A 20,427-nucleotide genomic window follows, 5' to 3' on the forward strand; every position below is an offset into this window, starting at 1 on the left:
ACAGTTCACTATACGTGTCTACACATTGTACTGTCTTTTTCGCTTCTCTTACCTTCGTCATACTCCCTCCAAGCTTTCCAGCCTTTTATCTCCATTCTAATTCACCCATTTTGATGAAAGAGGGATAAAATGACGAAGTAATCCTATTTTTAAATCTTGATTCCCATGGATAGGCACAGAAATTCTTTCATTTTGACCTTCCTTTTTATAAATATGATGACTGCCATTAATTCTGACTAAAGACCAGCCATTACTCTCTAAGATTTTGGCGAATTCTTTGCCAGATAATGATTTCATATGGCAATTTCCATGATTCGAGTATTCTTAGAATTTTCAGGAATCTCTAGTTCGACGGATAAACAGCCTTCAACTGCCTCATATAGATTAGTTAATAATTCTTCAAAGTTTTCTCCCTGAGTAGCACAGCCTGGAATCGCGGGTACCTCAGCCCAAAATCCTCCTTCTTCAGCTTGATGGACAACAATCTTTAATTTCATAAAATCCTCTCTTCTGTAAGGTTTTCTTAATTGTAGGTTAACAAAATTTTCCAGCAATGGAAATAACTATAGTTAATGGTTGATTTTTTCAGCTGAATTAGCTTAGCTTGATTTAATTCATCCGGATGATTACTAGCCATATTGTTTAATTTATCTCTTACTGTTAATAATTTTAATTAAACACGCCCTTCTCGACCATTCGCCAACGGCGATCGCCTACTAGGATGAGTTTAGCGGGCTTGACTAGTTTAGGGTTTTGTAAATTAGAGTAGCTGTCAAAAAAGGAATTGTTAGCCAGTAGTCTTTGCCAGCGACTCAGCAACAGATTCGGAATTAACCAAATTTCTTCCCCAATGGTAAAGGCTAAATAGGAAGCCTGACTCTTTTCTCCTTCTTCAAATTCCTGGCGATCGCCAAGACCAAGATTTCCTACTTTGCCATGGATAACACTTGCTGTGGGCTTAAGATATTGAAACTGGGACGGATCATCAAAAAAAGCCTTATTGCCCTGGTTAAAATTAATGATGCAATATTCTAAACTTAATCCTAAAGGTTGGCTCAAGTCTTCAATGTTCTCTTGATCAGTGTTTACATTGTTTTTGATTTGGGTAAAGTCATTTGCTAAGAAATGACTATAGACATCTGCTCCAATAATTGAATTTGGTGTATTTTCTTCGGCTTCATCTGGCAAATCAATGTCAGTTTGGGTGACATTAATAACTTTTTGTTTTGCACGGCCATTAACCCTAGAACCCTTAAGTTTTTTTAAAGTTTGACTTCCTATTTGCTTGAGAGATTTATTTTTACTAGGCTTAGTCGAAAGATTATTCAACAAATCAACTGCCAACTTGCCGCTAATAATGCTTAAACCGATGGCCCCAGCAATAAACCAATAAATTGCAATGATTAAATCTTGATTTTTCTGAACACCAATTTCAGTGGTGGTTTCTGCCCTACTCGAATTTACTGTAGGAGTCGGCGTCGGAGCAATGGTTGGACTGATCGGTTCATCTGGATAATAGGGAAGATTATTAACTTGGCTTTCTCTTGGTTGTAAACTAATCCAGCCCCTTTCATCTACGGAAAAAGTGACAATTTCATACCAGCAAAAGCCATCATAATATTTCGGATATATGTCGGATAACGAAAATCTTCTACCGGCGGGGATTTCAGCAATAATTTCACCATTGATATTGGGAATGTCGTAAACATCCAAATTAAAATCAGAAAATGACATCTGATAATCCCTCATCACTGGACAAGGATTATTTTCCTGGGCATTAACCGGTTGAATGATCCAGATTATTGGAATAGCAAGAATAGGAATATATTTAAAGTTTAACATTGATCCGAAATCAATCAAACCTCCCAGACTTGATCAATCGCCAAATATCATTTCCAGTATTTTCTATCATTGCTGGTTCAACCAAAACATAGCTAGAATCGTACCATTCAAAAATTTTATTATCATCATTAGTTATTACTTGCTTCCAACGTTTATTAAACAGATTAGGAACTATATAGGTGTTTTGATCATCAAGTTTAAACCCAATATAAGAAGCCTGGGCTGTGTTGTCCGATGCCCTTTCAAATTCCACTTTTGCTGAAGCATTAATATCGACACCCTGACTCCCTAAATTGGTAGCAGAAGTCGGCTTTAAAAAGAAAAATAAGTCATTATTAAAGTGGCTTTCATGGCCCTTATTAAAATTCTCTACAATTATACTTAAAGTATCTGAGGGAGAAATTTCTACTTTCCCTAGAAAAGCTGACCCCCTTGCTGGGTCATAATTATAGTCGTTGTAGTCAGATGCACTGTCCCATTCCTGGCCATACTGTCTTGATGGTTGAGACGTTGACCGGTTCGATCTTAGTTGAATAATCCTCTTCTCGATTTTATTCATCTCCCGAATTATTTTCTCAAGTTGACGAGATAGATTATCTGAATAATTTTTGACTACTGAAAGATCACTGGCTATTTTGTCCTGATAACTTTTAGTCAATGCGTAATTTTTCTTGATTTTTTCTTTTAGTTCCTGCAACTTTTTATCCAGCCACCAGACATATAAGCTCAGTAAAATAAACAGCAATAAAAGTGAGACTAAATAGGGAGCTTTAACCTCCATTAGCCCTTTCCAAATTCCAGCAATTGTTGAAATTGCTCTATTTTCTTTAGGTTGAGAATCACTACTTACACCCAGATACGCCGTTATTAACAAGGAATTATTTCGAGTTATCCGTAAAATTGTTTCACTTTGATCTATTGCAAACTCAGTTCTATTTGTTTGATCATCTGTGCCAATGAAATATGGATTTACTCGCTGATTTGGTTCTGGTTGATCTATCAAAGCTTGTGCTAAAGAACAATAATTAAATACTGCCAAATTACAAAGCACAAAAGTGTGTATAAATTTGTTAATAATTTTCATTTATTTAACCTACAGTTTTAGACCATTGTTCGGCGAGAATAGCAATAAAACATTTAAAAATTATTAGAAATGGAGGATCAATTTCAAATTCTGATGTAGGCCCTACTTTCCTTAAGCAAGCCTGTTTAACTTTCGCTTCTAGCAATATACGGAAGTCGCTATCCATACTAAAGAGACCGCCCTGATTGAAGTTTCTGAGCTGATCAATTTCTTGGATAGATTCTTCTCGTAAGATGTCGTTAAAATTCTTCAAATATTCTTCCAGTTGATCATAGGTAGTGATTTCAAAAGAATTAATTTCTTCCCAGCCACGATCTAAAACATTCAAACGGTCACTAGAAGTAAAAGCTTCTCCATTTATGAGACATTTTTCTCCGGTAAAAGGATAATCTTTTTTCTTACTTAAAAAACCACTTAGCTTAGTCCCTTCTGATGATACGACTAATCCACCACAAGCTTCTTCCTTAGGTTGAGGGGAGAGAGTTAATAGGTCAGGATTTTTATTTAGATCAGAAGCTCGCATCAGGATACCACAGGCTAGATCGTTAATTTCCGAGTTTTGGGTATAGACACCACTAGGAGTCAACCAATGCAAGAAACGAGATCCGTTGCCTCCCATTAAAATTGACGTAATGATACTAGAGTCATTAAAAAGTTTCTCTTTCTTTAGTTCTTTTTGTATCATCCCTAAATAGTGAAAAAGTCCACCGAAGGATAATGCTAGCAAAGTGCGAAACTGACGATTACGAGGCTTATCTGCATTCATAATGTAGCCTTCAGATAAAATTCTCTCTGAATTAGCTCGTAGATAAATATCCAAAGAAGCATTAAAGTTACGCTGATTTCCCAACACTTTAGCCACTGATTTTCCTGCTTCTGGAGGTAGACCAAAAATGTCACCAATAAAGGCCAGATTAGGCTCTAAAATGCTGTGAAAAATATCCCTTCCCGCATAAGGAACTGATGCTTGATGAACCAGTTGATTATCTTGCCAAACGGAAATATCCGATGTACCTCCGCCAATATCCACACAAGTAGTATAAATTAAATGCTTACTCAAAACATCGCCAAAGAATTGTGCAAAGGCAATGCTTTCTGTTTTTATACTCTGTCCCTGTAAATTATGATTTTGATTTGAAGTTATATCTAAATCTTTTAATACCTGTTGCCAAGCTCCGTTATATCGATTGATGTCCATGGGGGAAAAAGCGGACGGATAAGATACACTCCATTCAATGTTGCGGACTCCTTCCAGGGCGGCTTTAGCAGAAATCATTCGCACCAATTGCCCCAGGAAAGGTCGCTGGTATTGCACCTGTTTCCACTTAATATTGGTCTTGATATATTCCTTGTCAAACTCATACTTGTCCAGGCGGGGAACATAAATGCGGGCATTGGTAATTAAATTGGGAATTTCCCCTTCACTTTCTGCCCATCCTCTGGTTGTTAGCACCGTTGACATGGGAGGATTTTTCCCTTCTGGTAAAAGCAGATCGGGAATGAAGAACTCTCGATAAATTACTGTTTGAATATCCTCCAGACTATGGGTAATTTTGAGCAAATTAGTTTGTAACTGTAATCTTTCTGGAGCGCCGCTGGAGCCTTTCCGCACATAAACATTGGTAAACGAAGTACCGAAGTCGACTCCCACTGTCCAAGTGGTCGCATTACCCCCCTGGGCTTTGGGCACCCGCAGAGGAATCAAACCCAATGGTTGGGCATTTTTATCGATCGCCAGGAGGACATCAGGGTAGGCATCACATTTCCAGTACTGGTAACTTTCCTGGCCTGATCGCCGATTTTCTGACTGGGCATTGGGGGTAGGTTGATCCACCCGAAAAGCTAACTCGCCGTATTCTTCCGTGGTTTCAACCAGGAGGAAATACTCCTTCCACAAAGCGGGGGGCACATTGGGCCAGAGGGCGAGGGTGGGAAAATCTTGCTTAATTTCGTTTTCCGCCTTGAGGGGATATTCCTGGAACATGGTGTAGGCCACAGGACGATCAAATCCCGATATTTGTACCGTTAACGAAACCCGTACCCCTGGACCTTCTGGAGTGGAAACGGGGCTTAACTCCACCTGTTTTTCCAAATCTTCACTGGTGAAATATTCCCGCAGAAAAGATTTAAAGGGTAGCAGGATAGTTAGATTATCCAAATTTAATTTTTGGTCTAACCATGTGCCGGGCAATAAGCCTTTGGTTTTGTGGAAATAAAGATTAGGCTCAAAAATATCTGCTGGAGTGGCAAAGATGGCATCAGAACGGCGGTGAAGATTAGGGTCAAAATTGAGTAACGGAGATGCATCAATGACATTAATTTCCTGGGGTTGTTTGGCCAGAAGACTTGGTAACTGTACTGGATCAATAATGTAAAGTTGCTTGCTAGGATTGCGACCAACCGAAGCTATTGCCCGCACATTGGAAGGAGTTTGCACCGCCTCCGCTGGATCAAGTGCTCGAAAAAGTTCTGGGGCAAGGGGAATGCCAAACGGTAGATTTTTCGTGGTGGGTCGAAAAACATTACTGGTGGTGACACCCAAATCCCTGATATAGTCGTCTATCACCCCTGAGACCCGCCCCGCTAAATCCTCATTTTGGGGATTACGCATCAAGGTACCTTTTAAATTTTCTAGCCAAGGCAACAACACTTCCTTTTGATTGGGGGCTAAGCCGTTATTGATAGGATTGGTGAAAAAGCCATTTTTAATCCAAGCAATGCGCCGACTTAAGGAATCAGAAAAATAACCCGTGGGGCAGACAATGGTGGCCGGACTGGTCATACCGATCGCCACCCCGTCTAGTTCAAACAAATACAATTCCGCCCAGGGGCCATCGGGGGGCACCATCGGCAACACATTATCCCTATCGTTGGGGCGCAATTTCCACAAACAACGGGCAAATTCCTTATCTTGATAATCCTTTAGCCGTACCTGGGTGGCCGTGATTTTAAGATTCAAGTTCTCCGCCAGGGCTAGGGCGGTCAATAAACCCCGATATTGCTCAATTAGCCAATCCCGACTGGGGTACTGCCGGTTGCGAAAAGCCGAAATTAATTGCAGAGGCCGGGACCAAGGGCTGGGGATCGAATTTACTTCCCGGTAAGCACCTGCTTCAAACTCCAAACTATTACCCAAGCGATTAAAGAGTCCTACTCCCTCGGCGATCCATTCCCCTGGAGCAGAACCACCGGCAAAATCTTGGTTAGTCTTGGGAAGTAGGGGTTGGTTAGCCATAGTTGGGAAGGGGTTTAAGGAGAAAAATTAGACAAGATAAAAATAAGAAAATGAAAATAACAAAAAGGTAGATAATTACTCTGTATTATTAAAGCCCAAGTAATTTTGAGTAAATTTTAAAAATTCCCAGGCATTGGTGATTTGAATTTGAGCCTCTTCACAGGAAATATAATCAGGCCTACCGTAATCCCCTAAATACTGTTCCTTATTCATAGTAAAACCCCTTCCCTCTTTATATTCTTTAGTAAAACTGTGTCTTCATGGGCAAAGTCTGTATCCGATAAATAAATACGGTTAATTAACTGCTCTGTCTCCAGACAAAAATCACTTAACCAATTACTATTAGCATTAATTTCTGCTACGGGATCGACTTTGCCTTTTAATACCACCAAAATATCAACATCAGAAGTGGTTTCTGCCTCTCCCCTAGCCTGGGAGCCAAAAAGAATAACTTTCGCCAATCTATCTCCATAAAGTTCCGCCAAATCAGCTCTGAGTTTTGTCAGAGTATCAGCTAGGGTAAATTGACCAGAAAAAGTGCTAGTTGCCATAATCAAAAAGCTGATTAACAGATAAATTAATGTCGGGAAATTGGGGGGAAATAATTGGATCATTGCTAGTAAGTGGACTGTCACAAATTGCCACTCGGTCAAGGGCAGGAAAAATTAAATCCCTTTCCACCAGATAGGTATCGATCATTTTTTGCCTCCGATAACATCTTCATAAAGGGACGCTAAAGAACATTCCCAGTTAATGGTTTCCAGAGATAATAAATCCCCTTCTTCATAACTAATTAGTTCCCAACGCCCTTGACTATTACGACTAAAAAGATCCACTGCCATTTTGTTACTGTCAACCAACAAGTACTCCATCAAACTTGGTAATTGTCGGTAACGACGAAACTTTTCACCCCGATCATAGGCCTCCGCGCTAGGGGATAAAACTTCAGCAATAAAGCAAGGAAATTGAATAAATTGCACTGCCTCTTGATCCCTGTCATCGCAACTAACCATCACATCGGGATAATGGAAAGAACTCGCCAAGGCCACTTTTACCTTGACATCGGCCATAAACACTCGGCAACCAGTGCCCCGAAGATGACTTTTTAGTAAAGTCGCCAAATTCAGACCGATTAAATTATGGGCAATGGTTCCGCCAGTCATAGCTAAAATTTGCCCATCCAGATATTCATGCCTAAATTCCTGCAGGGCTTCCCAATCTAGGTATTCTTGGGGAGTTTGATAATTAATTTCAGCATTGGCTAGCATGGTTATGTCCCTCAAATGGCAAACGTTTTCCATCCCAATCTAAAGCAAAGCAAACAGAGCGTGGGCTAAACCAAAAACGCCATTGTCGTAACTTTTGCCCTCATCTGCCAAACGGTTCTTGATCGTATCTAGGCGATCGCCATTTTGCGCCGCTTGACTGCGTTCTTTATCAATAATTAATTGATGGAGATGTTCACGGTAACCAGGGCTTTGGTTTAAATCATCCAAATGTTTTAACTGAAAAAGTTGTTCCCCATTGACGTGGGCGGAGGACACCTGTTGGGCCCATTGCAAAAACTTCCTAGCCCAGGCTGTGAGTAGATCATTTTTAGCCATTTCCTGGGCATCTTCCACCAGGGGTTTGTCCCCTTCCCCTGCCCTAAGAGCAAAAAAGTGCTGGAACCAAGGAGCGCCCTTGGCAAATTTTTTGCCACCCAACTTCCGGGCCGCTTCCAATTCCAAGGAGAAGTTGTAGAACCAAGCGTAGGCAAACCTGACTCCCTTACTGAGGGCTAATTTAGCGATTTCGTCATCCGGCAAGTCCGTCCAAATCAGACTATTAACATCTGCTCGGCTGATGTAATGGGCCACCGTTTCCCCCATCGGTTGATCGAAACCATGGTTAGCGGCCAAGGCGGCGTACAACTCCACAAAATGGGCGCCATTTTCCTGGTTTTTGCCCCCGGTGTGGGAGTCGTATCTGGTTTGAGCATTGTCCCCAATTAAATACACACTGTCGAAACAACCTTCCGACTGTTCAGTTAGATATTGCAACGCCGCTTGAGTATTGAGGGCAAAAAAGCGAGTTTCGGCAAATACGGTCTGATCCCCGTCGTCGGGCCGCTCAAAGGCAAAATAGGGCAACAGCAAAGAGGCGTGGATACGCACCCGGAGATTGTCCTGTCTTAACTGATTACTAACTAATTTAGCCAAGGTAGGAACTCCAGACGCACCAGTTCCCCCGAAGATACTGCCAAAGAAATGCACCACCACATCACCGCTTTTGCCGACGCCCAAATCCGTGGTCAGATTATTGAATAATTGTTGCCAGCCGCCGGCCTGGGTTTGTTGCAGACTATCTAGTTCCAACCGACTCATCACCGCTGAACCAATGGGAGGCCGGCCCCTAAATCCCACCCCTAAATCTGCCTCCTGTTCCGCTGGGCTGTAGAGAGCATCAAACAATTTTGCCAAAGGGGGAGCACTGGCCCGCAAAGCCTGTTTGTTGAAAACTGCCGCTAGGTTAGTGTTGTGAATTTGATCCCCCAGGGGATTCCAGGTGCCGTAGTGGAAAAATTGCCCGTCCATTAAAGGACTTTTCCCTTGACCAAAGGCTTTTTGAGCATCGTCAGCAGTGCGGAAATTTACCCCAGTCCTTTGGGAGTTGCCGTTGGAAGTGTCCGCATCGACTAATAAAATTCTTAGTTCCGAGTTCTCACCGTACAGGCCCAGGGAATGGAGAAAGATGGCCGCTTCGACACATTTGGCTCCACTGCCTCCCACACCGATGGCATAGATTTTTCGCATGGCCTAAGCTCTAACCTCCGTAAATTTTGCGTAACAACATTGACCCCGGTGGCACGTAGCGCATGGATTTGGGGGTAGCCAGGGCCGTGGGCAGCCAAAAAATTAACAACACATCGACAATAATGAACCCCAGTAACCAGAAGAAGGGTTCTAGGTTACGGGTGTCATCAAACCAACCGTTGAAGAAACTTAGACCCACTAGGGCTAGCATAGTCACCACACCGAGGAGAATGGCGAGTATCCACCAGAGGCCGCCGGTACTCAGTACGTCTTGAGCCCTGGTGAAACTACCATTGAGGGCTTTGGCAATCCAGAACAGGAGTAGCATTGCCCCTAGGGCATAAACCAGGTAAAGGGTGGGAAATAATATCTCTGCGGCCCATTTGTCCAAGTTACCCCGGGATAAGCTCAAAGGCAGTCCGCTTCCGCCCAATAGCCATGGTTGTAGCCCAAAAATCACCATGGTGGCGATCGCCACTGTCACCACAAGGGCCACTATCTCCGCAATTTTCATAACCCCTATCCTGACGAACTAATACGTGAAGATTAGCAAAAATTTTGATTAAGTAAGCTAATAGTGACTATAGCCGAGACAAAACTTAACAGCGTCCTGGTCATTGGCCACGGCCCCCCGCAATCCCGACACGAAAAGTAGTAAATTTTGGGTTTTGGCACCGTTAGGATTACCGATGTCCATGTCCCAATCCTGCCACACTGCTTGATCCAACTGGCGATCGCCAAGGGTGACGTAAACCAGTTTGCCTTGTCCCTGGGGTAACTTGTTGCCATCAAAAACGGCAGTTAATAAAAGGCGGGCATCCTCTCCCCCTGGATTTTGAACAATTTCTGCTTTTTTCACTGACACAAAGGATTCAGAAATGTTGAAAAGATCCGGGGTTAGCTCGCCGCCAGTGAGGGAAACGGTACTTTTAGAAGGAATATTTAACTCCAAAGGAGGCAAAGGGGGGGAAGAATTTTCGCCACAATTAGTTTGTTCGACCATGAGCCAATCCCTTTCCTGGTCTTGGTTGGGCCTTTGTCTATCCACAGAACCAATTTCAATAACGCATTCCTGGATATCATCTTTGAAAGAACTATTGTCCAGGGTGACTGTATCTGCTTGGCCCAGTTCAAAGGCAGAAGCCCGAAAGGCTTTGTTCACATCCAGGGGAAGCCGACGGAATTCCTTCACCATTTCATCCACGGTGTCCTGGGGCCCCGTCATCAAGATGAAAAATGGTCGGCCTTTTTGATCCACATCTTGGCCAGCGGTGTTGTAAACAAAGGTGGGATAACTAGCGTTGGCAGAGTACACATTGCCCCGAAACTGACTGCGAACCCCTAAGAGTACGGCCTTGTAGTTAGGATTTTCTTTCAGCTCTTTGCTAATTAACCCAGAAATTTGACCGACAGCGGCATCATCCGGTTCTAGGTCGGTGAGTAAAATTTTCAGACTGCGGGGAGCCGTGGGGTTGTTGCTATCTTCCTCACCATTATCATTTTCTGAGGTTGGATTAGTGCCGCCAGTGGTCTCGGTGCCTAATTCATAAAGTTGCCCCAGGGTACTAGAAACACAGGGATATTCAGCTATGGGTTGATCCCGACGACAATAAAAGGGCGCTTTACTGGCTGCTAGGAATTGAGCCGCTGAAATAGATTGGGCTTGGTTAATGGTGTCATTGCTCCCCACCCGCCAATAGGAAGTGGGCAGATTTTTGTTTTGTAGCAGTGTGTGCAAAGAGGCGATCGCCTGGCCGTAGCGACTACCGGGTTGGCTGACAAACCCCACCATGGACTCACTGGCATCCACCCCCACTAGCACATTCAGGTTTTCAAAGGGCCCTGGGGCCTCTTGCTGTTCTGTCCTCCGATCGCCTAGTTGTTCCGTTTCCACACAGGGCAAACCTCCCCTTTGACCACAACCTGCTAACGCCAGAACTAACACCGAGAAGAGAATCCAGCTTTTCACACCAAAACCCAGAAAAACAATAATGGAAATGATTCATCAGAACGAGAGTTCGGCCATTAGCCTAGGGCACTGTTTTGCAAAAATCAAGCGGCTGCGGCTCGCCCTCCATAACTTCAATTCTAGGCGAGAGTTCCTTGGGTGATCCTATCGAGATTCCATAGACTGTGGGCAGCAAATCAAAGGTTTGCCAGCCTCGCAAAGAGTGTTTTCAAAGCCCCCCATTTAGTTGAGGCTTTTTCTAAACCTTTTTAGTTGAGACAATAATCGGGAATGCAGTTTTGCTCCATATATTCATGGTACTTTTGAATTTGCTCATCACATTGGCCCTGGGTCCAGCCACAGTGGTCCATTAATGTTTGGCAAATGCCGGCCAGAGCGCTAAAGCCGTAATCGTCCGTCACCATGGCGATCGCCGTGCGTCGTCGGCAAATATCCACCAAGGTATGGGCCATTTCTGCTTGGACGGCAAAAACCGCCTGAGCCTTAATATCTGGCAAGGAAGGAATAATCCGTTCCCCCAACTCCGGTGCCCCATGCACTAAAGCCAAAACTTCTCCTGCCCTGGCACCGTAAACACAAAATAAATGTTGAATAGAATGTCGTTCCAGGCGATCGCCGTATTTATCCATGCCAGTTTCCAAGGACAGGGAATAGGCCTCTGCCCCTGGTAAGGGTTGGGTGAGGGTGGGACAGGGAGGCGCAGAGCGTCCCAGCTTGCCATAAACCTTATCCACCATTTCTTCCCCCACCTGACGATAGGTAGTCAACTTACCGCCAATCAGGGAAATTAAATTATTGACTCCGTCCGCACTGTGGTCGTAAAGAATATGATTGCGGGTAATACTGCCTGCCTTTTTACCATCGGTGTAGGGCAGAGGTCGTACCCCGGAATAGGTGAAGCGCACGTCCCCCCTAGTTAACTGGGCCGCCGGCATCACCCGATTAGTTTCCGCAATGAGGTAATCAATCTCGTCATCACTGGCTTTAACCTGATCGAGGGAGCCGTCATAACGGTGGTCGGTGGTGCCAATCAGATATTTACCCAACCAGGGAATGATGAAATAGGGCCGCTTATCCACAAACGCTTCCACATATAAAGCGGAAGCCGGAGCGCCAGGGAAGGGATCCACCACAATATGACTACCCTTGGTGCCGCCAATTTTTCTTTCGTTGACAATGGCAACAGGCTCAGAATCCCGACGGGCTAAACCGCAAATCTCATCTACCCAAGGGCCAGCGGTGTTGATAACGATCGCCTGGGTGCTATTAACAGTAAATTTTTCTCCGCTCAGTTGATCTTGACAATGGATGGCGGTAATCAGATTATTTTCCCCTTTCTCCAAACCGGTCACAGCCACATAATTGAGCATCTCAGCCCCCGAATTTTGGGCCGATAGGGTTACTTCTAAATCCAACCGTTCCGCATACTCCACCTGGCCATCAAAATATTGGGCTCCCCCTTTCAGGCCTTGTTTTTCCGCCGCCCGGAACAACTGCTGGAACTGTTGGGGACGCAACATCCGGTGGGGAGGGAGGGTTTTATCAAAACTGAGAATGTCATAGAGAATCATGCCCGCTTGGATTTCCCAATAGGCTCGGCTCGACCAGTCATACACCGGAATGGTCAACTGCAAGGGATGCACCAAATGGGGGGCGGTGTGGAGTAGGACTTCCCGCTCCCGCAACGATTCCCGCACCAGGTTAAATTCAAAATATTCTAAGTAGCGCAGACCACCGTGAATTAAGCGGGTGGACCAACTACTAGTGCCACTGGCAAAATCATCCTTTTCGATCAGGAGGGTTTTTAGGCCCCGTAGGGCCCCGTCCCGGGCCGTACCAACCCCGTTAATACCTCCCCCAATCACAATTAGGTCATAGGCCGTATTTTGGATTTCTGGGAAATTACGCATGGCTGGGTAATGCTCCAATGAGGAATAAATCGTGCAATTGAATGGAAAAAAGCCCCCTAAACTTTAACTCTGGGGAATTTTTAGGGGGTTGGGACAATGGTTCTTGGGCTACAAGCCGCCGACAACAACCGGCCTTGGCGATCGCCTACATCTGGGGGGGTTCCCCTAGCACCACATCGGCATGGGCTTCCCGCAACAGGTGATTGGCCCATTGTTGAACGTCGTAGCGTTTGATGGCGGTGTACATTCTCCCCATGCGTTTTTTCTGTTCTTCCTTGTCCATGGCCAGGGCCTGGTCAATGGATTCGTCCATACGACTAGAAGCGTAGGGATTAGTCAGCACCGCATCGGGTAGTTCCACAGCGCAACCGGCAAATTCCGACAAGATCAGGACCCCTTCTTCACCGTTTTTAGCTACCACGTACTCCTTCGCCACTAAGTTCAAACCGTCCCGCAGGGGGGTAATCCAGGCAATGTCTGCGGCACAAAACAGGGCAATTAATTCTTCGTAGGCGAGGGGGGAGGTAAAGAGCATTACCGGCGTCCAGGACAGTTTGGCAAAGCGGCCGTTAATTTTCCCTGCCAGCCGTTCAATTTCGTTTTGGGCGTTGCGGTAAATACGCATCCCTTCCGCTGCTTTAGCCACCGGCACCACCAAGCTAATTTCTCCCTGCAGTTCAGGACGACGTTCCAGTAAACGCTCATAGCACATCAGCATTTCCTTCGTGCCCTTGACGTAATCCACCCGACCAGCGGAAACGATTAGTTTTTTGCCATCCAGATCCCGTTTAATTTCGCTGATTTTTTGTTGCACACTTTCCTTGGCCACGATCGCCCGAATATTGGCCGGATTGGTACCAACAGGAAAAGCATCAAGATTGATTAGGCGATCGCCATAGCGCAATTGGGTGGTGCATTCCGGTTCCGCCAGGGCAGTGCCGTAGGGGGTAAAAGCTTGGTCTACGGGAACTCGTCTGGTGATTTCCACCGGTTTGAGACTGCGGGCCACTGCCACAAAATTTTCCACATAACGGGGAATGTGAAAACCACAGAGGTCACAGGCCAGCAGACTTTCGACGATCGCCTCCCGCCAGGGCAAAATATTGAAAATATCAACGCTGGGGAAAGGAGTGTGGTGAAAAAAGGCAATCTTGGCGTTGGGTTTGAGCTGACGAATGTAAAGGGGAGCCAGCCAGAGGTTATAGTCGTGGACCCAAAATAGGGCATCGTCATCGGCATCTTCACAGGCCGCCGTGGCAAACATTTCATTAATCCGTTTGAAATTTTCCCAATCGGAAGAGTCGTAGGTGAACTGCCAGGGGAAGGAGTGGAGAATCGGCCAAAAAGCTTCCTTGGAGGTGATGTGATAGAAATTTTTCACCTGGTCCGCCGTGAGGGGCACCCTGCGCACTGTGCAACGATCGCCGAGGCCATCAATGGACATTTTCTCTTGGAAATCTTCCTTCTGTTTTGGGGTCACCTGCTTCCAGGCCACCCAGGTACTCTGTTCCGCATCAGCAAAAAAGCTCTTGAGGGTGGGCAAAATCCCGTTGGGACTCTTCTTTTCCCGATATACCGTTTTGCCATTTTCCCTAACTTCATCGTAGGGCTCACGGTGGTAAAGGATCACAAGGGATGAATTCATAAAATCAGCGGTCTCCAAAAGAAAGAATCAAACAAAGTAACTATTGGGCTGGTCTAGTACGGCTAATGTACCCGACTTCCTGGAACCCAAGTTAATTCCCGCCGGGGCAGTTTAGTACGTTGAATAAAACTTTTCACCGCTAATATCGGTACAGAAAAATTGATTACGTCCTGGGCGAGTCCGCAGACATCGCGTTCCCCCGTGGGGGCAATTACGGCGACGGCCAATAAATCTTTGTTAAAGATTACTTAACCCGTCGGTAAAATGCCGTAACACTAATTACCTTTCCCCCTCGTTCCAGGGGAGAACAGCAGCGGCAAGCCACCAATCTCTGGTTTTTGGAAAGCCGCCCCCGGACTATGGGAAAAGTAGTTACTTGTTAAGTATAGTAACAGAAAAAGCTTTTCTGGCAAGATTTCTGCTTCTGGAGTTGGGAACATCCTCTGGGAATTTCCCCATTGATTGCGGTAAATTCTATTTTTTTTGTTAACCTTAAAACTATTGCCATGGGCAGGGTGAATTGATTTTTTGTTATTGTTTGATCCCGTTTTCTAGTCTTTTTGACTTCCATTCAGCCAGGATGATTTTTTGCAGTTTTTTTATGGAGTTTTGATAACATTGAGCTTTGCCCCCGGCGATCGCCCCAGGAAAAACAATAAACACTGTGAACTAGTTTGCCCAGGGTCTATCCTAGGATTGCCGGGGATTTCACCCCCTTGGATGGGGAATAACGGTGCTGAACATCCCTTCTCCCCCGACAAATTCGGCTTATTTTGGGCTTATTTTTAAGTATGAAAGAATTAAATCGCATCCATCTTGTTGAAGACGAAACAGAAAAACTAATGAAGTGGGCCCGCACCGTCACCGAATCACCGGAGAACTATTTCCAGGCAGCTCGGGAAGTGGCGAAAAAACTTGGGGCCCATTATCGAGAAGATGGTCTGACCCAGGTGGGATTTTGGGTGCCCCGGTTAGCGGGGGAAGGGGCTTTTACCGAGAAATTAATTTACCTGGAGGTGTTTACTCCCCGGGGGGAAATTGATTTCCAAGCCCCGGAACAAACGGCATCATTCCGGTGGGAGCGCATTGAACTGCCCCAGCAGGGGGAATTTGTCTGGGCTGTGCTATCGGGGATGCGACCCGGCAGAAAGGATCAAGCGGGCTCTTTCTACTGGTTACGCTATTACGACTCAATTTTGTCCAAAACATTGGTGATCAGGGACCCCCTGGCCTATTCCCTGCCCTACGGCATTTTTGCCCCGGCGGAACTGTACGACATGGAAAAGATACAGCGGGAACGGGCGGATTTGGATTACCTACGGCGATCGGCAGCCCTGAACCGATGTCAAGAACATCCTGAAAATGTTTTCGACCCGGAGCAACTTAAGGCCCAACGGGCGGCGGTGCTCAACCCGGCCATTCCTGTGGATCAGAATTTGCATCCCGATGAAGATAGTGAAGTGGCCATCTGTCGGGTGGGAGCCATGACTAATATTTTGCAAGTCCACATCAATACCGCTTCCCCGGAAGGCACCTTGGCGGGGCTGACCAAAATTTACCAACGGTTGGGGGAAAAAATACTCCGGGAAGAACCCCTCAATGATGCCGAATATAACTATTTGGGTTACGACGCTATTCAACTGTTACCCATCGAACCCACCATTGAATATCGCCTGGAGGATTTCAACCAAGACCACGAATTTTTTGCGATCGCCGGGGAGGAGATTGAGGAAATTGAGGTGCAAGAAGGGGCGGAGATAGAAGTGGTGGTGGAAGAAAAAATTAAAGTCACCCTGCGTAAACCCAATACCCAAAATTGGGGCTACGATGTGCCGATCCTCGGTTCTGGAGCCACTAATCCAGCGGTGTTGGGCACTTTACGCCCGGATGAATTGGTGGATTTCATTGCCACGTTACACAATTTTCCCGGTGGTCCCATCCAGGTAATTTACGATTTGGTCTATGGCCATGCCGATAACCAGGCGTTGGAATTACTCAATCGGCAATACTTCAAAGGGCCTAACATGTATGGCCAGGATTTAAACCACCAGTTGCCCATGGTGCGGGCCATTTTGCTGGAAATGCAACGGCGCAAAATTAACACCGGGGCCGACGGTATTCGGGTGGACGGGGGCCAGGATTTTCGCTTTTTCAATCCCCTCACCGGGCGAGTGGAACAGGACGATGCCTATTTGTTGGCTATGAGTGACGTGGTGCAGGAAATTCAAGGCTGTAAACGTTTGCTGTTTACCATTTTTGAAGATGGTCGCCCCTGGCCCGAGGAAGGTTGGGAGGAAAAATCTACCTACCGAGAGTTAATCGAATTGCGGCCGGAATCCTACCAATGGGGACCACTGATTTTTGCCCATAACACTCCTTCCCTCAAGGGTTTTTGGCAGCGGAAATGGGAACGGGTTTGTGAAGTAATGTACAAAGGCGATCGATGGATCACCGGCTGTGGCAACCACGACACCGTGCGCCGGGGCAACCAGATTGACCACCACCAAGCGGAAATTAACTGGAATTTGGGCAAAACCTTGCCGGAAGTATTGCACAATGCCTACGACAATCCCGCGACGTTGCTGTGGGTATATGGTTTTTGTCCGGGGCTACCGATGGACTTTTTGAATGCGATGATGCATAGTCCCTGGGGCTTTTTCCGCAACACCGATGAACGTTACGGCGTCAAAGTAGCCTTTGAAGAGGCGGGATTTTTGGACTGGCAAATTTCCCCGGAGTTATACCAACATCCCCAGTTATTTCCCCAACTGAAGGCTTTGGGCTTTGGCAATTTGGAACTGTTGCAACGCTTCATGAAGGCGGTGGCCGATGCCATGATTAAAAAAGATTTTCACCTGGAAGCGGTGGCCAAAGCCTGTCGCCATTGCTTGGGCTATGACCCGGAGGAAGATGGGGAAGCGGCGGCCTGTGATTTGGAACTACTCAGTCAGTTTAGGCATGCCGAGCAACCGGAATTTGTCACCCGTTTGGATGTGCCCAAGTTGAAAAAATTTGCCCGGGCGTTTATGGAGGATGGCCACGAAGCCTGTCGAGTTTCCTATTACCTGGACCAGGTGGACCCAGAAAGAAGTCGTTTTAATCTGACATTACGCAATTATCGACGACAGAATCCTTGGTTACATCACAATCTCCAGGACGGCGATCGATTTAACCGCGTCCATGAAAATGGCCATACTCTTTTTTATGGCCTCAGGACTAACCCGGCCACGGCCCACAGTGATGATCCTGACCGGGTAGTGATGGTGACCCATATGGAGGGAGAGCCAGCGATTGTTACCTTGGGGGATTGGTTGCAACTGGATTTGCAGGAATGGGAAGTGGCGATCGCCACCCCGGGGGTGAATGTGGCTTCCACCGCGGATTCATTGCGGGCGTTTGAGTTGCGAGACGGCCAGGGTTTGATTTTACGTAACAGTCGTTTCAAGGGGGAATCCTAGGACCCATCGAGGCAGAGATTTGATGATTAAATTTTCGGAGGTTACTGTCTATGACAGCCAAGCAAAATCAGTATGTAATGGCCCTGGATTTGGGCACCACGGGTAATCGAGCCATTCTGTTTGATTACGAGGGCAACATTGCGGCCCAAGCTTACAAGGAATTAACCCAGTCCTATCCCAAGGCCGGTTGGGTGGAACATGATGCCTTGGAAATCTGGCGGGATACTAAAACTGCCATGCAGGAGGTGGTGCAAAAAACCGCTATCCAACCGCAACAAATTGTGGCGATCGGCCTCACAGTGCAACGGGAAACCTGTTTGCTCTGGGATAAAACCACCGGGCAACCCCTCCACCCGGCGATCGTTTGGCAGGACCGGCGCACCGCCCATTTTTGCCGGGCCTTGGAAGCCAAGGGGTATGTGGAGGAAATTTATGACCGCACCGGCCTCGTGTTGGATGCCTATTTTTCCGCCACCAAGCTCCATTGGTTATTGGATTGGGTCAAACATAACCGAGATATTGATCCGGCTAACCTGTTGGCGGGCACTATTGATAGTTGGGCCCTCTGGAACCTAACTGGGGGTAAAGTCCACCGCACGGACCACAGTAACGCCAGCCGCACCATGGTGCTCAATTTGGATAGCCTTACCTGGGATGAAAAACTGTTGGATCTGTTCGCCATTCCCGGTCAGATTATGCCAGAAGTGCAACCCAGCTTGGGTCATTTCGGGGTGACGGATCCGGCCATTTTGGGAGTAGAAATTCCCATCACTGCCATTTTTGGTGACCAACAGGCGGCCCTCTATGCCCATGGTTGCGATCGCCCGGGTTTACTGAAATGTACCTACGGCACGGGGGCTTTTTTGGTGGCTAATACGGGGGCAAAAGTTACCCGTTCCCAGCATCGCCTACTGTCCACCGTAGCCTGGACCCAAACCAACTCCGACCAAAGTTTAAAAACGGACTATGCCCTAGAGGGGAGTATGTTCACCGCAGGCTCCTGTGTGCAATGGTTACGGGATAAATTAGGTTTAATTGACTCGGCGGCGGCCAGTGAAACTCTGGCCCGCAGTGTGGATAGCAATGGCGGTGTTTACTTTGTGCCGGCCCTGAGTGGTTTGGGCGCCCCCCATTGGGACATGAATGCCTGTGGCGCTTTTTTAGGCCTCACCGGCGGCGTCACCAAAGCTCATCTAGTGCGGTCCGTGCTAGAGGCGATCGCCTTCCAAGCTAGGGAGGTGGTGGAGGCCATCAACCAAGATAGCCCTGCGGCCATTCAACAACTCAAAGTGGACGGGGGAGCCTGTAACAATGACTTTTTGATGCAATGCCAAGCGGACGTTTTGGGCATTCCAGTGGAGCGTCCAATGGTGTTGGATGCCACTGCCCAGGGAGCCGCCTTTGGGGCTGGGTTAACGGTGGGTTTTTGGCAGGATTACCGCGCCCTAGTGGAAAACCGGGCCATTAACCGGGTATTTGAGCCGGGGGAAGGAGCCGCCAATGCCCAGGCTAATTTTGCCGTTTGGCAGGAGGCCGTTGGTCGGGCAAAAAATTGGGCCGAGTCGGCGGCGGAGTAGGTTTTTCTGGCCCCCTAACTGCGGCAAGATAGGCTTAATTTATTGTCCATTTCTGCCCATGCCCATTCAGGAAGGTGTACCCATTGCCCAGTGACATTGCCTCTATCACCAGCACCCAAAACCCCCTGGTCAAACAATTGCGGCAACTGCACCAAACCAAGGGACGCAAACAACAGGGCCAGCTTCTTTTGGAAGGTACCCATTTGTTGGAGGTGGCCTTAGCCGAGGAAAAACAGTTTAATCATGGCTGCTTCACCGCAGTGTGGCAGAGCAAAAATCCCACCCTAGCCGATCGCCTAGTGGCCCAGTCTGCCTACAGTTATTTGGTCAGTGGGGAAGTTTTAGCCAAAATGGCCAGCACCGTTAACCCCGACGGCGTGGTAGCAACCTTGGCCATGAATCAGTTTTGGCGATCGCCTCCCATCAGGCCTCAATTGGGCTTGGTGCTGGAACGGTTACAGGATCCGGGTAACCTGGGCACTATTCTCAGAACCGCCGCCGCCACCGGAGTAGAAGGCATTTGGTTAACCGACGACTGCGTTGATCCCACTAGTCCCAAAGTGTTGCGCTCATCCGCCGGCAGTAGTTTGCTTTTGCCCCAACAACAACAGGAATCCTTGCTGCCAGTGTTGGAAAAATTCCAAGCCCAGGGACTGCAACTGATTGCCACCGTACCCCAGGGGCAACAAACCCTCTGGGAAATTGATTTTCAGCGCCCCACCATAGTAATTTTTGGCAGTGAAGGCCAAGGGCTCAGCGCTCCAGTACTTGAACTAACTACCCAGCAAGTGGCCATTCCCCAGGCCCCGGCAGTGGAATCCCTCAACGTGGCGATCGCCGTTGGGGTAATGCTATACGAAGCCCGCCGTCAACAATGGTCGGCGTCAACACCAAATTAAGTTCGGTTCTTTG

Annotated in this window: 18 protein-coding genes and 1 pseudogene; 3 read left to right on the top strand and 16 right to left on the bottom strand. The window is 46.9% G+C overall.

Features of this window, described 5'->3' with window-relative positions; all coding sequences use genetic code 11:
- Positions 1 to 96 precede the first annotated feature (96 nt).
- The 16 genes and pseudogenes from IQ217_RS13325 to ggpR all read right to left on the bottom strand — a co-directional run.
- The gene (locus IQ217_RS13325; protein ID WP_194020312.1) at positions 97 to 297 is read right to left on the bottom strand and encodes a type II toxin-antitoxin system HicA family toxin; all 201 of its coding nucleotides are present in this window, start codon (positions 295 to 297) and stop codon (positions 97 to 99) included.
- A complete protein-coding gene (locus IQ217_RS13330; RefSeq protein ID WP_190596487.1) occupies positions 294 to 497 on the bottom strand; it encodes a type II toxin-antitoxin system HicB family antitoxin in 204 nt (67 codons plus the stop codon). Before IQ217_RS13330 ends, IQ217_RS13325 begins: the two co-directional genes overlap by 4 nt.
- 172 nt (positions 498 to 669) lie before the next feature.
- Complete coding sequence (locus IQ217_RS13335) at positions 670 to 1,860, bottom strand: DUF2860 domain-containing protein (RefSeq protein ID WP_228024114.1); 1,191 nt, start codon at positions 1,858 to 1,860, stop codon at positions 670 to 672.
- Positions 1,853 to 2,926, bottom strand: a complete 1,074-nt coding sequence (locus tag IQ217_RS13340; RefSeq protein ID WP_194020313.1) for a hypothetical protein — start codon at positions 2,924 to 2,926, stop codon at positions 1,853 to 1,855. The genes IQ217_RS13335 and IQ217_RS13340 overlap by 8 nt, the downstream gene beginning before the upstream one ends.
- A 4-nt stretch (positions 2,927 to 2,930) precedes the next feature.
- A complete protein-coding gene (locus IQ217_RS13345) occupies positions 2,931 to 6,161 on the bottom strand; it encodes a cell division protein FtsA (RefSeq protein WP_194020314.1) in 3,231 nt (1,076 codons plus the stop codon).
- Between the two features lie 75 nt (positions 6,162 to 6,236).
- Positions 6,237 to 6,374: a hypothetical protein gene (locus IQ217_RS13350; RefSeq protein WP_194020315.1), complete on the bottom strand. Its 138-nt coding sequence runs from the start codon at positions 6,372 to 6,374 to the stop codon at positions 6,237 to 6,239.
- Positions 6,371 to 6,712 carry a nucleotidyltransferase domain-containing protein gene (locus tag IQ217_RS13355; RefSeq protein WP_194020316.1) on the bottom strand — a complete coding sequence of 114 codons (342 nt, stop codon included), beginning with the start codon at positions 6,710 to 6,712 and terminating at the stop codon, positions 6,371 to 6,373. Before IQ217_RS13355 ends, IQ217_RS13350 begins: the two co-directional genes overlap by 4 nt.
- On the bottom strand, positions 6,702 to 6,860 hold the full coding sequence (locus tag IQ217_RS13360; RefSeq protein WP_194020317.1) for a hypothetical protein: 159 nt from the start codon (positions 6,858 to 6,860) through the stop codon (positions 6,702 to 6,704). The genes IQ217_RS13355 and IQ217_RS13360 overlap by 11 nt, the downstream gene beginning before the upstream one ends.
- Positions 6,857 to 7,429: a Uma2 family endonuclease gene (locus IQ217_RS13365; protein ID WP_194020318.1), complete on the bottom strand. Its 573-nt coding sequence runs from the start codon at positions 7,427 to 7,429 to the stop codon at positions 6,857 to 6,859. Before IQ217_RS13365 ends, IQ217_RS13360 begins: the two co-directional genes overlap by 4 nt.
- A 39-nt stretch (positions 7,430 to 7,468) precedes the next feature.
- Positions 7,469 to 8,956, bottom strand: a complete 1,488-nt coding sequence (locus tag IQ217_RS13370; protein ID WP_194020319.1) for a hypothetical protein — start codon at positions 8,954 to 8,956, stop codon at positions 7,469 to 7,471.
- A gap of 10 nt (positions 8,957 to 8,966) precedes the next feature.
- Entirely contained in the window at positions 8,967 to 9,470 is a 504-nt protein-coding gene (locus IQ217_RS13375; protein ID WP_194020320.1) for a hypothetical protein, read from the bottom strand.
- 57 nt (positions 9,471 to 9,527) lie between these two features.
- Positions 9,528 to 10,925: a lipoprotein gene (locus IQ217_RS13380; RefSeq protein ID WP_194020321.1), complete on the bottom strand. Its 1,398-nt coding sequence runs from the start codon at positions 10,923 to 10,925 to the stop codon at positions 9,528 to 9,530.
- Between the two features lie 248 nt (positions 10,926 to 11,173).
- Positions 11,174 to 12,835, bottom strand: coding sequence for a glycerol-3-phosphate dehydrogenase (gene glpD / locus IQ217_RS13385; RefSeq protein ID WP_194020322.1), 1,662 nt, complete (start codon positions 12,833 to 12,835; stop codon positions 11,174 to 11,176).
- Between the two features lie 145 nt (positions 12,836 to 12,980).
- Positions 12,981 to 14,480 (bottom strand): glucosylglycerol-phosphate synthase, encoded by a 1,500-nt coding sequence (ggpS, locus tag IQ217_RS13390; RefSeq protein ID WP_194020323.1) that lies wholly within the window; start codon positions 14,478 to 14,480, stop codon positions 12,981 to 12,983.
- Positions 14,481 to 14,542: 62 nt separating this feature from the next.
- Positions 14,543 to 14,707: a hypothetical protein gene (locus IQ217_RS19005; RefSeq protein ID WP_228025762.1), complete on the bottom strand. Its 165-nt coding sequence runs from the start codon at positions 14,705 to 14,707 to the stop codon at positions 14,543 to 14,545.
- A 48-nt stretch (positions 14,708 to 14,755) separates the two neighbouring features.
- A pseudogene (gene ggpR / locus IQ217_RS19270) lies at positions 14,756 to 15,025 on the bottom strand (glucosylglycerol biosynthesis transcriptional repressor GgpR); the annotation flags it as partial.
- A 246-nt stretch (positions 15,026 to 15,271) separates the two neighbouring features.
- On the opposite strand from ggpR, the gene gghA reads away from it, so the two are divergent.
- From gghA to IQ217_RS13405, 3 genes are all read left to right on the top strand, one after another.
- Complete coding sequence (gene gghA / locus IQ217_RS13395) at positions 15,272 to 17,938, top strand: glucosylglycerol hydrolase (protein WP_194020324.1); 2,667 nt, start codon at positions 15,272 to 15,274, stop codon at positions 17,936 to 17,938.
- Positions 17,939 to 17,988: 50 nt separating this feature from the next.
- Complete coding sequence (gene glpK, locus IQ217_RS13400; RefSeq protein WP_194020325.1) at positions 17,989 to 19,515, top strand: glycerol kinase GlpK; 1,527 nt, start codon at positions 17,989 to 17,991, stop codon at positions 19,513 to 19,515.
- 74 nt (positions 19,516 to 19,589) lie between these two features.
- Positions 19,590 to 20,414: a TrmH family RNA methyltransferase gene (locus IQ217_RS13405; protein WP_194020326.1), complete on the top strand. Its 825-nt coding sequence runs from the start codon at positions 19,590 to 19,592 to the stop codon at positions 20,412 to 20,414.
- Positions 20,415 to 20,427: the final 13 nt, after the last annotated feature.

It is taken from the genome of Synechocystis salina LEGE 00031, assembly GCF_015207985.1.
Classification (GTDB): domain Bacteria; phylum Cyanobacteriota; class Cyanobacteriia; order Cyanobacteriales; family Microcystaceae; genus Synechocystis; species Synechocystis salina.

Bases quoted from the DNA above. Each gene is read 5' to 3' on its own strand.
- IQ217_RS13345 (WP_194020314.1), bottom strand. From the start codon at position 6,161: ATGGCTAACCAACCCCTACTTCCCAAGACTAACCAAGATTTTGCCGGT.
- IQ217_RS13350 (WP_194020315.1), bottom strand. From the start codon at position 6,374: ATGAATAAGGAACAGTATTTAGGGGATTACGGTAGGCCTGATTATATT.
- IQ217_RS13355 (WP_194020316.1), bottom strand. From the start codon at position 6,712: ATGGCAACTAGCACTTTTTCTGGTCAATTTACCCTAGCTGATACTCTG.
- IQ217_RS13340 (WP_194020313.1), bottom strand. From the start codon at position 2,926: ATGAAAATTATTAACAAATTTATACACACTTTTGTGCTTTGTAATTTG.
- IQ217_RS13360 (WP_194020317.1), bottom strand. From the start codon at position 6,860: ATGATCGATACCTATCTGGTGGAAAGGGATTTAATTTTTCCTGCCCTT.
- IQ217_RS13365 (WP_194020318.1), bottom strand. From the start codon at position 7,429: ATGCTAGCCAATGCTGAAATTAATTATCAAACTCCCCAAGAATACCTA.
- IQ217_RS13375 (WP_194020320.1), bottom strand. From the start codon at position 9,470: ATGAAAATTGCGGAGATAGTGGCCCTTGTGGTGACAGTGGCGATCGCC.
- gghA (WP_194020324.1), top strand. From the start codon at position 15,272: ATGAAAGAATTAAATCGCATCCATCTTGTTGAAGACGAAACAGAAAAA.
- IQ217_RS13370 (WP_194020319.1), bottom strand. From the start codon at position 8,956: ATGCGAAAAATCTATGCCATCGGTGTGGGAGGCAGTGGAGCCAAATGT.
- glpD (WP_194020322.1), bottom strand. From the start codon at position 12,835: ATGCGTAATTTCCCAGAAATCCAAAATACGGCCTATGACCTAATTGTG.
- IQ217_RS13325 (WP_194020312.1), bottom strand. From the start codon at position 297: ATGAAATCATTATCTGGCAAAGAATTCGCCAAAATCTTAGAGAGTAAT.
- glpK (WP_194020325.1), top strand. From the start codon at position 17,989: ATGACAGCCAAGCAAAATCAGTATGTAATGGCCCTGGATTTGGGCACC.
- IQ217_RS13330 (WP_190596487.1), bottom strand. From the start codon at position 497: ATGAAATTAAAGATTGTTGTCCATCAAGCTGAAGAAGGAGGATTTTGG.
- ggpS (WP_194020323.1), bottom strand. From the start codon at position 14,480: ATGAATTCATCCCTTGTGATCCTTTACCACCGTGAGCCCTACGATGAA.